The 13,716-nt window shown below is 73.5% G+C and carries 15 protein-coding genes; 8 read left to right on the top strand and 7 right to left on the bottom strand.

Features of this window, described 5'->3' with window-relative positions; all coding sequences use genetic code 11:
- Positions 1-73 precede the first annotated feature (73 nt).
- The 5 genes from JOD46_RS00500 to JOD46_RS00480 all read left to right on the top strand — a co-directional run bounded on the left by JOD46_RS00500 (position 74) and on the right by JOD46_RS00480 (position 5,643).
- Positions 74-430: a YciI family protein gene (locus JOD46_RS00500; RefSeq protein WP_204390806.1), complete on the top strand. Its 357-nt coding sequence runs from the start codon at positions 74-76 to the stop codon at positions 428-430.
- A gap of 44 nt (positions 431-474) precedes the next feature.
- The gene (locus JOD46_RS00495; protein ID WP_204390804.1) at positions 475-1,767 is read left to right on the top strand and encodes an RNA polymerase sigma factor; all 1,293 of its coding nucleotides are present in this window, start codon (positions 475-477) and stop codon (positions 1,765-1,767) included.
- Between the two features lie 53 nt (positions 1,768-1,820).
- Entirely contained in the window at positions 1,821-3,350 is a 1,530-nt protein-coding gene (locus JOD46_RS00490; RefSeq protein ID WP_204390802.1) for a polysaccharide deacetylase family protein, read from the top strand.
- A gap of 95 nt (positions 3,351-3,445) precedes the next feature.
- A complete protein-coding gene (locus JOD46_RS00485) occupies positions 3,446-3,958 on the top strand; it encodes an LpqB family beta-propeller domain-containing protein (protein WP_204390800.1) in 513 nt (170 codons plus the stop codon).
- Positions 3,958-5,643, top strand: a complete 1,686-nt coding sequence (locus JOD46_RS00480; RefSeq protein WP_239562488.1) for a DUF5671 domain-containing protein — start codon at positions 3,958-3,960, stop codon at positions 5,641-5,643. The genes JOD46_RS00485 and JOD46_RS00480 overlap by 1 nt, the downstream gene beginning before the upstream one ends.
- 15 nt (positions 5,644-5,658) lie before the next feature.
- Here the strand turns inward: JOD46_RS00480 and JOD46_RS00475 are convergent, their stop codons facing one another.
- Positions 5,659-6,129 (bottom strand): GNAT family N-acetyltransferase, encoded by a 471-nt coding sequence (locus JOD46_RS00475; protein ID WP_204390798.1) that lies wholly within the window; start codon positions 6,127-6,129, stop codon positions 5,659-5,661.
- 32 nt (positions 6,130-6,161) lie between these two features.
- On the bottom strand, positions 6,162-7,334 hold the full coding sequence (locus JOD46_RS00470) for an acyltransferase family protein (protein WP_204390796.1): 1,173 nt from the start codon (positions 7,332-7,334) through the stop codon (positions 6,162-6,164).
- Between the two features lie 119 nt (positions 7,335-7,453).
- On the opposite strand from JOD46_RS00470, the gene JOD46_RS00465 reads away from it, so the two are divergent.
- The gene (locus JOD46_RS00465; RefSeq protein WP_204390794.1) at positions 7,454-8,290 is read left to right on the top strand and encodes an SDR family NAD(P)-dependent oxidoreductase; all 837 of its coding nucleotides are present in this window, start codon (positions 7,454-7,456) and stop codon (positions 8,288-8,290) included.
- Positions 8,291-8,309: 19 nt separating this feature from the next.
- Here JOD46_RS00465 and JOD46_RS00460 read toward each other — a convergent pair whose 3' ends face one another.
- The 5 genes from JOD46_RS00460 to JOD46_RS00440 all read right to left on the bottom strand — a co-directional run bounded on the left by JOD46_RS00460 (position 8,310) and on the right by JOD46_RS00440 (position 11,972).
- Positions 8,310-8,747, bottom strand: a complete 438-nt coding sequence (locus JOD46_RS00460; RefSeq protein WP_204390792.1) for a hypothetical protein — start codon at positions 8,745-8,747, stop codon at positions 8,310-8,312.
- On the bottom strand, positions 8,744-10,015 hold the full coding sequence (locus tag JOD46_RS00455) for a serine/threonine-protein kinase (protein ID WP_204390790.1): 1,272 nt from the start codon (positions 10,013-10,015) through the stop codon (positions 8,744-8,746). Before JOD46_RS00455 ends, JOD46_RS00460 begins: the two co-directional genes overlap by 4 nt.
- 63 nt (positions 10,016-10,078) lie before the next feature.
- On the bottom strand, positions 10,079-10,918 hold the full coding sequence (locus JOD46_RS00450; protein ID WP_204390788.1) for an exodeoxyribonuclease III: 840 nt from the start codon (positions 10,916-10,918) through the stop codon (positions 10,079-10,081).
- Positions 10,919-10,960: 42 nt separating this feature from the next.
- The gene (locus tag JOD46_RS00445; RefSeq protein ID WP_204390787.1) at positions 10,961-11,485 is read right to left on the bottom strand and encodes a DUF6328 family protein; all 525 of its coding nucleotides are present in this window, start codon (positions 11,483-11,485) and stop codon (positions 10,961-10,963) included.
- Positions 11,486-11,555: 70 nt separating this feature from the next.
- Positions 11,556-11,972 (bottom strand): hypothetical protein, encoded by a 417-nt coding sequence (locus tag JOD46_RS00440; RefSeq protein ID WP_465251102.1) that lies wholly within the window; start codon positions 11,970-11,972, stop codon positions 11,556-11,558.
- Positions 11,973-11,993: 21 nt separating this feature from the next.
- Between JOD46_RS00440 and cofE the strand changes: the two genes are divergently transcribed.
- Positions 11,994-12,818 carry a coenzyme F420-0:L-glutamate ligase gene (cofE, locus tag JOD46_RS00435; RefSeq protein ID WP_204390785.1) on the top strand — a complete coding sequence of 275 codons (825 nt, stop codon included), beginning with the start codon at positions 11,994-11,996 and terminating at the stop codon, positions 12,816-12,818.
- Positions 12,819-12,915: 97 nt separating this feature from the next.
- Complete coding sequence (locus tag JOD46_RS00430; RefSeq protein ID WP_204390784.1) at positions 12,916-13,689, top strand: GntR family transcriptional regulator; 774 nt, start codon at positions 12,916-12,918, stop codon at positions 13,687-13,689.
- Positions 13,690-13,716 lie beyond the last annotated feature (27 nt).

The raw sequence follows: 13,716 nt of genomic DNA, 5'->3' as shown, positions 1-13,716 counted from the left end.
GCGGACGCGGGCGTCGCTATGGTGAGGGCACGCCGACGGGGCGTGCCGCACAACCGATCGGAAGGTGGACACGATGCGTTTCCTGTGCATGGTGCAGACGGACGAGAACCCGCCGTGGGAGATCCCCGGCGCGCTCTACGAGGCGATGGCGGCGTACGACCAGGAGGGGCGCCTGAACGGCACCCTCGTCGAGAGCCGGGGGCTGCTGCCCAGCGCCGCCGGCGCGATCGTCTCGGCCGCCGACGGGCGCGTCAAGGCGATCGACGGACCGTTCGCGGAGGCCAAGGAACTGGTCGGCGGCTACGCTGTCGTCGACGTGCGCTCGCGTGAGGAGGCGGTCGAGCTCGGCCGCCGGCTCGTGCAGCTGCACCTCGAGCACATCCCCGAATGGCGGGGCACCGTCGAGATCCGCCAGATCGCGGACTTCTGACCTCGGCGGTTGCGCCGACGCGGCGCGCGTGGTCTCATCCACCCATGGTGGAACAGGCCACGCGTGCCGCGATCGAGGCGGTGTGGCGGCTGGAGTCGACCCGGCTGATCGCCGCCCTCGTGCGCATGCTCCGCGACGTCGGGCTCGCGGAGGACGTCGCGCAGGACGCCGTGGTGGCGGCGCTGGCCGCGTGGCCCGTCGCCGGGATCCCCGCGAATCCGGGCGCGTGGCTGATGACCACCGCGAAGCGCCGGGCGATCGACGTGCTCCGCGCCCGTGCCCGTCACGACCGGGCGGCCGCCGAGCTGGCGCACGACCTCGCCGAGGTCGTCGACGAGGACCCCTCGGCCGGGATCGACCACGTCGAGGACGACGTGCTGCGCCTGATGTTCATCTGCTGCCACCCCGCGCTCACCGCGGAGGCGCAGACCACGCTCACGCTGCGGCTCGTCGCGGGGCTCTCCACGCGGGAGATCGCCCGGGCGCACCTCGCTCCCGAGGCGACCGTGGCCCAGCGGATCTCCCGGGCCAAGCGGACGCTCGCCGAGGTGGGTGCCGCCATCGAGGAGCCGGCCGCCGCCGAGCGCGCCGAACGGCTCGGCACGGTGCTCGGCGTCGTCTACCTCGTGTTCAACGAGGGGTACTCGGCGACCGAGGGCGAGGACTGGATGCGACCGGCGCTCTGCGACGAGGCCGTGCGCCTCGGGCGCATCCTCACGGCCCTGGTCCCCGAGGATCCCGAGGTGCTCGGGCTCTCGGCCCTCATGGAGCTCCAGTCCTCGCGGCTCGCCGCGCGCGCCGACGCCGAGGGCGAGCCCATCCTGCTCGACGCGCAGGACCGGCGACGATGGGATGCCTCGCGCATCCGCCGAGGCGTGGACCTGCTCGATCGTGCCGTCGCGCTCGTCGCGCACGCCGGGCCGGCCGCCGAACCGGGACCCTACGTGCTGCAGGCCTCCCTCGCCGCCGAGCACGCACGTGCCGCCTCGGTCGACGACACCGACTGGGAGCGGATCGCCTCGCTCTACGAGCGGCTCGCCCGCCGCACGGGCTCGCCCGTCGTCGAGCTCAATCGCGCGGTCGCCCTCGGCCGTGCGCGGGGTCCGGAGGCGGGCCTGGCGCTGCTCGACCAGGTCTCCGACCTTCCCGCGATGCGTGGGTACCACCTCGTGCCGAGCGTGCGAGGCGACCTCTACGCGCAACTCGGACGGTGGGACGAAGCCGCGGCCGAGTTCGGTCGGGCGGCGGGCATGGCGGCGAACGCGCGCGAGCGAGGGCTGCTCGAACGCCGGGCCCGCGACGCGCGTGCCGCGGGCGGACCGATCGCGTCGTCCTGACGCGGCCGGCCCGCGTCCACCGGGCGGTCAGGGGGACTGGCTACGGTGTTCGCATGCGACCGGCGCGGGGAGGGCGCCGACGGGTGCGCTGGCTGGTGCCCGTCGCGGTCGCGGCTGCGCTCGGCACGGCGGCGTGCACGGCCGGACCGGAGGCACCGGTCCCGGGCACGGCGACGCCGTCCGCCTCGCGGGCCCGACCTGTGCCCGCGCTCGCGACCCCCGTCGTTGTGGCCGGGCCGCCGCATCTCGGCCCGGACCGCACGGCCGGGCTCGTCCCGCGACTCGCCGCGATGCGCACCGACGCGTTCGCGGTCTCCGCGAGGTGGGCGACGCCGCCCGGCGCGACCGAGTTCGGCGACGCGCTCTCGTCGCGGGTCGCCGAGGCCGTGCGGTCGTACGCCGACGAGCACGGCGCCGCATGGCGACCCGGTGTCGACCTCGTCGCCGGCGGGGTCGGCGGGCCGTGCTGGGGCGGCAGCCTGCTGTCGGTGCCGCCCGCGAGCCTCACCGTCGACTGCGCGGTCGTGACGACCGCCGGGCCGCTCGTGGGCGAGCGCGTGGTGGTGACGCGGCGCGAGGCCGGCGTCGCGACGTCGATCTCGCGCGAGACCTGGTACTCGGATGCCGCGACGGGTGCCGTGTTCGACGGCTCGGCCCTCTACGCGACGGGGCAGGAGGCGCGCGTGCTGGCGCTCGTCGCGGAGGGACTGCGCGCGTCGGGGCGGATCGCGCCAGGAGTGGACCCGTTCGCCGGCGCGGATGCGGGCGCCGTGCACGCCGTGCTCGCCGACAGCGCCGTGACGCCGTCCGGCGTCGTCGTCACGGTGCCCGTCGCCGGCGAGGTGCCGGTCTCCGTCCACGTGCCGCAGCGACTGCTCGACCCCCTGCTCTCCGAGGAGGGGCGCAGAGCCATCGAGGTCGCGGCCGGAGGAGCGCCCTACGACCCGGGTGCGTCTCCCGCCGGAGCGGACCCGGTGGACTGCACGCTCGTCGCCTGCGTGTCGATCTCGTTCGACGACGGCCCGTCCTCGCTCACCCCCGGCCTGCTCGATGTGCTCGACCGGGAACGCGCGCCGGCGACGTTCTACGTCCTGGGACCGGCCGTGAACTCCTCGCCCGACGTGGCGCGGCGGATCGTCGACTCGGGGCACGCCATCGGCGACCACACGTGGCGCCACGCCGACCTCACGAAGCTGCCCGACGACCAGGTGCGCCGCGAGGTGTCGCGGACGCAGGCGGCGATCGACGCCGCGACGGGCGCCCCGGCGACGAGCCTGCGCCCGCCGTACGGTGCGTCCGATGAGCGGGTCAGGAAGCTGGTGGGCCTGCCCGTGGTCGTCTGGGACGTCGACACGCGCGACTGGGAGGAGCCGGGCGTCGACACGGTCGTCCAGCGCGCCGTCGGCGAGAGCCGCCCGGGCAGCGTCGTGCTCATGCACGACACGCACGAGCCGACGGTCGAGGCAGTGCCCGCCGTGGTCGACGGACTGCGTGCCCGCGGCTTCACGCTCGCGACCGTGCCCGCGCAGTTCGACGGCGAGCTCCCGCCCGCCGGGACGCTCGTGAGCCACGGTCCGCGCTGAGCCGCCTACGACCGGGCCGGCCGGTCCCGCGGGGCGGGCACGACACGTGACCTTCGGTCCGTGCGCAACCCGTCGTCGCGCGCCATGATTCGAGCATGGACGCCGCCTCCCCAGCCCAGCCCGAGCAGCCGAGCGCACCGGCGCCCGCCGAGTCGGCGCCACGCCCGGACCGCACGCTCCTCGTCATCCTCGGGATCATCGTCGCGCTCGTCATCGTGGCGCTGGTCGTCGTGTTCTCGCGCGGCGAACCCGAGCTGCTCGACGAGTCCACGCCCGAGGGCGTGGTGCAGCGCTACTCGGCCGCCGTGATCGACGGCGACGAGCAGGCCGCGAAGGAGTACCTGGTCGCCGAGGTCGCCGACGACTGCGTCCGGATCGAGCCGGCGACGGGCGCCGACCTGCGCGTGACGCTCGTCGACACCGAGGAGCGCGAGGACTCCGCCGATGTCCGGGTGCTGCTGACCATCTCGTACGGCGGCGGCGGTCCGTTCGGCTCCGACGAGTACCAGGAGGACGGCGTGTTCGACCTCGTGCGCGACGGCGGCGAGTGGCGCATCGAGACCGCGCCCTGGCCGCTCACCATCTGCCAGCCGACGGGAGTCCAGTGATGAGCGAATCGACCGCACCGGCCCAACCGCCCGCCGCACCCGCCGCCGTGCCGGGCGGCTCGGCGCAGGGCACGGTCCGGCGCCTCATCGTCTACTCGCTGCTCGCGGTGCTCGTCACGGTGTCGGCGATCGGCGTCGCCGGGCTGCTCGAGCGGCTGTTCGACGTCGCCGCGCCGCTCGTCGCGGGCGGTACGGGCGACCTCGCGCTCTCGCTCGCGTTCACGTTCATCGGCGGCCCGCTCGCCGCCGTGCTGTGGTGGTCGGTGTGGCGACGACTCGCGGACCCGGCCGAGCGGGGCTCGCTCGCGTGGGGTCTCTACCTCACGGCCGTGTACACGGTGTCGCTCGTCGTGGCCGTCTCCGCGCTCACGGCTGCGATCGGCACGCTCATCGACGGGCGCTGGGCGGCGGCGGAGCTGGCCACCGCGATCGCGTGGGCGCTGGTGTGGGTGTGGCATCGATGGATGCTGCGGCACGGCCGCAAGTCGCCTGTGCGCATGGCCACCGTGCCGCTCGTGCTCGCCTCGGCGTACGGTCTGCTCCTCGGGCTCTCGGGTGCCGTCGCGGCCCTCGGCGCACTGCTCGACGCCACGATCCTCGGCACGTCGGCGCTCGCCGGCGAGGCATGGTGGCGCGGGCCGGTCGAGTCGGCGGTCGTCCTCGCGCTCGGCGCCGGCATCTGGGCGTGGCACTGGTTCCGCGACCGGGTCCGCAGCCTCGTGACCGCGTTCGCCGACGTCGCGCTCGTGACGGTGGGCGTGCTCGTGACGGCGGCCGTCGCGCTCGCCGGCGTCGGCGTCGCGCTCTGGGTCGGACTGCGTCTCGTCTTCGATCGGGGCGAGTCGGTGAACTCCATCCTCGATCCGCTGGGTACCGCGATCGCCGGCGCGGCCGTCGGGGCGCTGGCGTGGGCGTACCACCGGCGCATCGCGGCCGAACGCTCCGCCCGCACGCGACGCGCCGCCCGCCTCGTGATGTCCGGCCTCGGCCTCGTCGCCGCGGCCTCGGGGATCGGCGTCGTGCTGAACGCGACGCTGGCCGAGGTCGCCGCGCCGCTCGCCGCGTCCGACACGCGCACGCTGCTGCTCGGCGGCGTCAGCGCGCTGGTCGTCGGCGCACCCGTGTGGTGGCTGAACTGGCGGCCCGCGCGTCGCGTCGACGCCGCGGAGGTCGCCGACACCGGGCGGCGGGTCTACCTCATCGTGGTCTTCGGCATCAGCGCCGTGGTCGCCCTCGTCGCGCTGCTCATCGTCGGTTACCGCATCTTCGAGTTCGTGCTCGACCCGACCTCGGCGGCGAGCCTCGTCGACCGGGTCCGAGCGCCGCTGGGCCTCCTCGTCGCCACCGCGCTCGTCTTCGGCTACCACTTCGCGGTGTGGCGGCGCGACCGCGCCGAGATCGCGGCGCACGGTCTCGCGCCCGTGCGTCGCATCGGCCGCATCGTGCTCGTCGCGGCGGGCGACACGGCGCCGCTCGAGCGCGCGCTCGAGCAGTCGACGGGCGCCTCGGTCACGGTGTGGCGGGCCGCCCCCGCCGAGGCGGTCCCGGTGCCCGGGACCGCAGCGGTGCCAATGACACCGGATGCCGCGGCGGTCGTCGCCGCGCTCGAGGGCGTGACGGCCCGGCGCGCGCTGGTCCTCGCGGGCCCGGGCGACCGCATCGAGGTCGTCCCGCTCGCGGAGTGAGCCTCGCGGCGCCGGTCAGAGCGGTTTGGCCATGTGGATCGAGGCCGGGTGATAGCCGAGCGCCTCGTAGAGCGCGATCGCACCCTCGTTGAATGCGAAGACGTTGAGCATGAGCGAGGTGGCTCCGTGCTCGCGCGCGATCCGCTCCGCAGCGAGCATGGCATCGCGTGCGATGCCGCGCCGGCGGAACTCGGGGTGCACCATCAGGTCCCACACCCACCAGAGGGAGCCCTCCGAGTCCCACGGGCCGATCCACAGCCAGCCGGCGTCCTCGACGCCGAGGCGGATCGTGTGGAGCAGCTGGCCCTCGACGATCCGGCCGCCGGGGAAGAACCGCTCCTCGGACGCGCGGCGTCCCGCCGCCGCCTGGGCGGGCGAGTCGCCCGCCTCGACGCGCGCCTGCTCGTAGTGCGCCATCGCGACGGGGAGCCACTCGGCCACCTGGGCGTCGCTCTTCAGGACGAGTTCCACGCGCTCTGCGGTCATCCGACCATGGTGGCACCGACGGTCGCGACGGGCTAGAGGACCCGCGCGAGCCACCGCACGCGGCTCACGAGCAGCCACGCGATCCCGAACGAGCCGACGACGCCGCCCGCGGAGACCAGGAGCGCCTTGAGCTCGGCCGGCAGCGGGACCGGCCGCAACAGCAGAGCGAGGCCGATGAGCACGAAGCCCTGCACCAGGAACGCCGCGTAGGCGCTCCTGGCGAGGGCGTCGCCGCCGCGCACCGGCCGGGCGAGACGGCGCTGCGCCACGCCCAGCAGCCACACGGAGCCGAAGACCATGAGCGGGCTCTCGATCAGGACGAACACGAGGGCCGGCCAACTCCAGCCGCCCCACATCGCGTCGGTGAGGTCGGCGCGGAGCATGACGAGGAGGAACCCGGCGGCGGCGACCCCGGCGATCGCCGTGATCACTCCGGCGGCGCGGACCAGCCGTGGCGGCGCCTCGGCGGCCCAGCCCCGGTCGCACGCAACGATCCCCAAGCCGAAGAGCGCGAGGCATCCGGGCCATTCCCAGAGGTTGAGGTCGGTGGCCGACTCGCTGCCGTACGGGAACGCGAGGCGCACGAGGAAGGTGGCCGCCGCGGTCGCGGCCGCGAGCAGCGCGAGGTGCCGCAGTCGGATGGCGTCGACGCGCCGGGGTGAGGGATGGCGGGGGCCGAACCGCCCGAGGATGAGGACGCCGCCGGCGTACCCGATCGAGAAGATCAGCAGCACGCCGACGAACCAGAGGATGCTGGTGTCGATGTTCCCCTCGTCACTCAGGTACTCCTCCCAGAAGGACCCCGGTGCCGCGCCGAGCGGATGGTAGAGCGCGTACGTGAGCATCGGCCACAGCACGAAGGTGACCACCGCGAACGGGACGCCGAGCCGCAGCAGCCGATCGCCCACGAAGCGCCGGGCGCCCTTGCGCCGGAACGACGGTGGTGTCAGGAGCCCGGCGACGAGGAAGAGCAGGGCGATCATGAACAGCCCGAACGGCACCACGAGGACCGCGAGCACCAGTTCGGTCACCGGCTGCAGCGCGGTCTCCTGCACGTCGGCGTAGGTCCAGTACTGGTCGGATCCGACGTAGCCGAGCACGCCGTGGATGGCGATGATCGTCGCGATCAGCACCACCTTGAGGTTGTCGAGGTACGTCTTCCGGTCGGTGGTCCACCCGGTGAGCGACGGCGTCCGCGCCACCATGCCCCCGAGGCTAGCCGCGCGCGCGGTCGCGCGGCCGGGGCCAACGGCCCGCGGAGATCGAGTGACGAACGCGAGCGGAACGTGCACGGGGCGAGCGCGGTCTTGCGAGAATGATCGCCATGGCGAGAACCGCGCAAGGCGCACACCTGTTGATCACCGGCGCGGCCGGCGGAATGGGCCGCATGTACGCGCAGCGTGCCGTCGACGAGGGGGCTGCGTCGGTCGTGCTGTGGGACCGCGACGCGCCTGCCCTCGCACGCACGGCCGACGAGCTCGGCGCGATTGCCCGCGGTCGCACCCTCGTGCGCTCGTACGCGGTCGACGTGTCCGAGCTCGGCGCGATCGCGAAGACCGCCCACAAGGTGCGCCGCGACGTCGGCGATCCCGACGTGCTCATCAACAACGCCGGCATCGTCCGTGGCAACCGCTACTTCTGGGAGAGCCACGCGGGCGAAGACGTGCGGCCGACGATGCTCGTCAACGCGCTCGCGCCGATGTACGTCGCGCACGAGTTCCTGCCCGCGATGATCGCCTCGGATCGCCCCTCGCGCATCGTCAACATCGGCAGTGCCGCCGGCACGCTCGGCAACCCGCGCATGGCGGTGTACGCCGCGTCCAAGGCGGCGCTGAACGGATGGAGCGACTCGCTCCGGCTCGAGCTCGAGCAGGCGGGGCACGACCACGTCCGCGTGACGACGGTCACGCCCTCGTACATCGCGACGGGCATGTTCCACGGCGTGCGCGGCCCGCTGCTCGCGCCGATCCTGGAGCCCGAGGTCGTCGTCGACCGCGTCTGGAAGGCGATGCTCGCCGGCCAGGCGCTCGTGGAGATGCCCGGCACGGTGCGGCTCGGCCGATTCCTGCGCGCGGTCCTGCCGACGCGCACCTTCGACCGGATCATCGGGCACGGCTTCGGCGTCTACCGGTCGATGGAGGAGTTCCGGGGGAGGGACTGACGCGGGCACGCCGCCCGGGTCAGTCCTTGCCCTTGCCCTTGCCTTTGCCCTCGCCCTTCCCCGGCTTGGCGTTCTCGCCGCTGTTGCCGGGGCCGGAGGAGTCGTCGCCCGCCTCCTCCGTGGGCACGGGCTCGGGTGTCACCGCCGCGGCGATCGCCGCCTCCAGGTCGGCGCGCACGAGCGCGATCGCGTCGCGGATCCGCTGCTCGCGCTCGTCGGTGAGCGTGCCGTCGGCGGCCGCGGCGTCGAGCTCGGCCTCGAGCGCCTCGAGCTTTCCGAGCGCCTCCGCGTAGTTCCCCGCCGCCGAGGCGTCGGCGATGGCCACGACCTGCGCACGGTAGGCCGTGGCCTCCGCCTCGGCGGTGTCGGGACCGGTGGCGCACCCGGCGAGGCCGCACGCGAGCGCGAGCGAGACGGATGCCGCGACCAGCGCGCGGCGGAGCATGCTGCCGTTCATTCCGAGACCGCCTCCTCCAGCTGCTGCAGGTGCGTGCCGAGGTCGCCCGGCACGCTCGGCATCGGCGTGGGCGACGGTTCCGTCCCGCTCCCGCTCGCATCGCCGGCGCCGCCGAGCCCGCCGATCAGGCTCGGCACGAGCACGGCCAGGACAGCGAGCAGCACCCCGGCGATGGCGGCGGGGGCGAGCCAGCGCGGCATCCGCCGCGGACCCGGAGCCGGGTCGACCTCGCCGATCCCGGAGGGCGCCGCGGCGGGAAGCACGCGCGTCGCCGCCGTGGCGTCGTCGCCGGAATGCGCCGGCACGGTCGTGATGCGCGTGTCGTCGTCGGCGAACGCATTCGGTGCGCCCGCGGCCGGGGTCGTCGCGGGGAGGAGGAGCGTCTGCTCGGTGGTCGGCCGGCCGGCCGGCGCGTCGAGCGACTGGGCCGCGAGCGCCACGTCGAGCGCCGACGGCCGAGCCGACGGTTCGCGCGCGGACATCGCCGTGAGCAGGCCCACCCATTCGGCGCCCAGTGCTGCGGGGATGACGGGGTCGCGCACGAGCCGAGCGCTCGCCGACTCGAGTGCCGGGCCGGGGAACGGCTGCTCGCCGGTCAGGGCCTCGAGCATGAGCAGGCCGAGCGAGTAGATGTCGGCGGAGCTGCCGACGGGCTCGCCCCGCACCTGCTCGGGACTGAGGTAGCCGGGCGTGCCGATGATCCGGCCGGTGGCGGTCAGGCGCGACTCGTCGAGCAGGCGCGCGATGCCGAAATCGGCGAGCTTGGCGTGCCAGCGGCGCGTGGGCAGGTGGGCGGAGGCGAGCAGCACGTTCGCCGGCTTGACGTCGCGGTGCACGATGCCGCGCGAGTGGATGACGTGCAGGCCCTCGGCGAGGTCGGCGAGCATGCGCGTGGCGTCGGCTCCGGGGATCGGCCCGCTCCGCAGGACCTCGCGGAGGTCGGGGCCCTCGACCAGCTCCATCACGAGGAACTCCCGGTGCGTCTCGGGGTCGTTCGCCGCGTCGAAGAGGGTCACGAGGGCGGGATGCGTCAGGCTCGCGAGCAGCGCCGTCTCGGATCGGCGACGATCGGCGTCGTCGATGCCCTCGGTGGCCGACGAGAACACCTTGACCGCCACGTGTCGTCCGAGCGCGAGGTCGGCTGCACGGTACACGGCGGCCATGCCGCCTCGCCCGATGAGCCCCTCGATGCGGTACCGGCCGTCCAGCGTCGCGCCGACCAGCGGGTCGGGCGCGGTCGCGGGGACCTGTTCGGTGGGGGAGTCCATCACACGAAGGGTAGCCCGTGCGGCTGGGCGGTCCCACGGGGTTGCGGATCACGGAGGATCGCGTCAGCCGAAGATCATCGGCAGGTCGTCGTCCTCGCGACTGAGCTCGAGGTCGACGAGCACCGGCACGTGATCGCTCGGCGCGTCGCCCTTGCGCTCGTTGCGGTGGATCGTGGCGGCGGTGACGGCCTCGGCGAAGGGGTCGGACCCGAGGATGAAGTCGATCCGCATGCCCTCGTTGCGCACGAACTTCAGCTGCTTGTAGTCCCAGTAGGTGAAGCCCGACGGCACGAGCGGGCGCACCACGTCGGTGACGCCGGCATCCTCGAGCGTGAAGAACGCCTGCCGCTCGGGCGGGGAGACGTGCGTCGAGAGCCCCTCGACCACCGCGGGGTCGCCGTTGTCCTCGTCGAGCGGGGCGATGTTGAAGTCGCCCATGAGCGCGAACGGCACCTCGGGGTGCGACGTCGTCTCGGTGCGCGTGTGCTCGGCGAGCGCCGCGAGCCAGTCGAGCTTGTAGGCGTAGTGCGGATCGCCCAGCGAGCGGCCGTTCGGCACGTAGAGGCTCCACAGGCGCACGCCGTCGATCGTCGCGCCGATCGCGCGCGCCTCCTTGGGCAGGTCGGGACCTTCTTGACCCTTGAGGAAGCCGGGCATGCCGGGGAACTCGGTCGCGACGTCGGCGATGGGCGAGCGGCTGGCGATCGCCACGCCGTTCCACTGGTTCAGCCCGTGGATGGCGACCTCGTACCCTGCCTGCTCGAACGCCTCGTGCGGGAACTGCTCGGCCGTGCACTTGACCTCCTGCATCGCGAGCACGTCGACATCCTCGCGCACCATGAAATCGACGACGCGGCCGAAGCGGGTGCGGATCGAGTTGACGTTCCAGGTGGCGATGCGCATGGACTCAAGCCTACGGTCGAGCGCCGACGCGACCGCGCGGGTTCAGCGCGAGCGTGCCGACCGCGGCTCGCGCTTGCCGATCCGGGGCACGACGATCCAGAACAGCAGGAGCAGCACGACCGCGATCGCGCCGGCGAGCCATCCGGTCTCGCGGTTGACCGTTACGTCGAAGATGAGCATCGCGACGCCCGACGCCACGAGCGACACCACGACGAGCAGCGTGAGCAGCAGGGCGTTCGCGATGCGCACCACGCGTTCCTTCTGCTTCTGGCCGCTCAGCTGCCGATGCAGGATGACGGGTGCCAGCCCCAGCATCGTCGCGGTCGTCGCGAGCACGACGAGCACGAGGTAGAGCCCCACCTCGTAGCGCTCGAGCTCGGCGAACTTCGGCTGGAAGGCGACCGCCAGGAGGAAACCCGTGATGAGCTGGGTTCCGGTCATCACGACGCGCAGTTCCTGCAGGATGTCGTTCCACTTCCGGTCGAGTCGCTCGCCGCGCGTCTCGTTCCGGACCTCGCGCGGGTCCCCGTCCTCGTCGGCTTCTTCGTCAGCAGGGTCGTACGCCATGCGTGGATGCTAGCGCCGGGCGGCGCAGGGCCGGGAGGCCTTGCGTCCCGCCGCCCGGACCGGCAGCAGCTCAGCCGGTCGGCTGCACGCCGGCGGTCGCGATCGCTGCGCCGAGCAGGAACGCGCCCACCATGAGCACCACGCCGACGATCGGGATCCAGAACGCGACGCGCCTGAGCACGAGCACGATGATCGCCGCGACCAGCGCCAGCACGCCGACGCCGATCGGCAGCGTCATCGCGACGAGCATCCCGGTCGCGATCAGGTCGGTGTCGCACACCGACGACGCGCCGCACGAGTCGCTCGCGAACGCGAGGAAGAACGAGAAGAAGAACAGCACGAACCCGAGGCCGGCCATGAGCACGAGCAGCACGATCGTGAGCACCAGGTCCCACACGATCACCGGGCGCTTCGCCGGCGCGCTCGTCTCGACCATCGACCCGTCCCCCTCCCGCCCGCGGCGGGCGCGTCGATCGAAGTCTGTCAGCGCCCAGGCGGTGCTGCCAAGATGGGATTCCAGGTTCGCGAGCGCGGGGGTGGATCGGTGAGGTTCAGCATCGAAGGCGTCGAAGGCCTGCCCGAGGTCATCGCGGGCGCCGACCTGGCCGGGCTCATCGTCGGCGCACTGGCCGAGCCGCTGGAGGACGGCGACATCCTCGTGGTCACGTCCAAGATCGTCTCGAAGGCCGAGGGCCGCATCGTGCACGCCGACGACCGCGAGCAGGCGATCACCGACGAGACCGTCCGCGTCGTCGCCACGCGCGAGAACCCGGCCGGGGGCGCGCCGACGCGCATCGTCGAGAACCGGCTCGGCATCATCGGCGCGGCGGCGGGGGTCGACGCGTCGAACGCGCCCGACGGCACCGTGCTGCTGCTGCCGATCGACCCCGACGCGTCCGCGCGCTCGATCGCCACCGGCATCCGATCGCTCACCGGCGCGCGGGTGGGCGTGCTCGTCTCCGACACCCTCGGCCGTCCGTGGCGCGAGGGTCAGACCGACGTCGCGATCGGCGCCGCCGGAGTGCGCGTCTTCGACGACCTGCGAGGGCAGGCGGATGCCTCGGGCAAGCCGCTCGCGGTGACCATGCCGTGCGTGGCCGACGAGCTGGCGGGTGCCGCCGAGCTGGTGAAGGGCAAGTCGGCGGGCGTGCCCGTCGCCGTCGTGCGCGGGCTCGGGCACCTCGTCGGCGACCTCGATCTGCCCGGTGCGCGCTCGATCGTACGACCCGCCGACCGCGACATGTTCCGACGCGGCGCCGACGAGGCGTACGAGGAGGGCTACCGCGACGGGTTCGACGAGGCGCAGGCCGAGGGCCCGTTGCGCGAGGCCTGAGTCGCGGCATCCGCCCCGGGGGTCCCCGATCCCGGTTTACCGAATTCTGGATCCAAAGCGTGGGTCGGCCGTGTGGTTTCCGATACATTCGGGATCCATGACCGCACGTGAGACCAGCGGATCGGCTGGCGCCGCACCGGGACCCGCACCCGATCCCGAGAGCGCGCTCGCTCGCCTCGCCGACCGGCACGCCGCCGGGTACCGTTCGGTCGGGACCATGGCGTACGACATCATCCGCGACGCCATCCTCGACGGCACCCTGCCGCCCGGGCACAAGCTCCGCCAGGAGACGCTCGCCGAGTTGATCGGCGTGTCGCGGTTGCCCGTGAGGTCGGCGCTGATCCAGCTCGAGGCGGACGGGCTCGTGGAGTTCCACGACCGGCGCGGCGCGGTCGTGAAGTCGCTCTCGGTGGCCCAGGCGCGCGAGGTGTACCAATTGCGCATCCTGCTCGAGACCGAAGCGCTGCGGCTGTCGATGGCCGAGATGACCGACGAGCGGCTCGAACGCCTCCGCGAGCTGGGTCGCGTCGCCGACGAGGAGCAGGAGGGCGCCGGGTTCATCGACGCGCGGACGGAGTTCTACGCCGAGCTCTACGACGCGGCGCGGCACCCGATCCAGTGGGAGCTCATCGAGCAGCTCCGGCTCAAGGTGGGCCGGTACATGCTCGGCTGGCGTCTCGTCGGCAACGACGGGCACCGTCATTCGCACGGCGAGCTGACCGATGCCGTCGGGGCCGGCGATGTGGGCCCGGCGGTCGAGTTGCTGCGCCACCACCTCGAAGGGGTGCGCGACGGCGTGCTCGCCATGCTCGAGGCCGAACCGCTCACGGGAGCGCAGCCCGCCGCGCGTCGGCGCCGCGGGGGCTCCTGAATCGCCTGGCGCCGTCGTGGCCGAAGA

The sequence above is a fragment of the Agromyces aurantiacus genome, from assembly GCF_016907355.1.
GTDB lineage: Bacteria > Actinomycetota > Actinomycetes > Actinomycetales > Microbacteriaceae > Agromyces > Agromyces aurantiacus.
The sequence above is the reverse complement of the archived record's forward strand: the minus strand, read 5'-3'. Positions and strand labels throughout refer to the sequence as shown.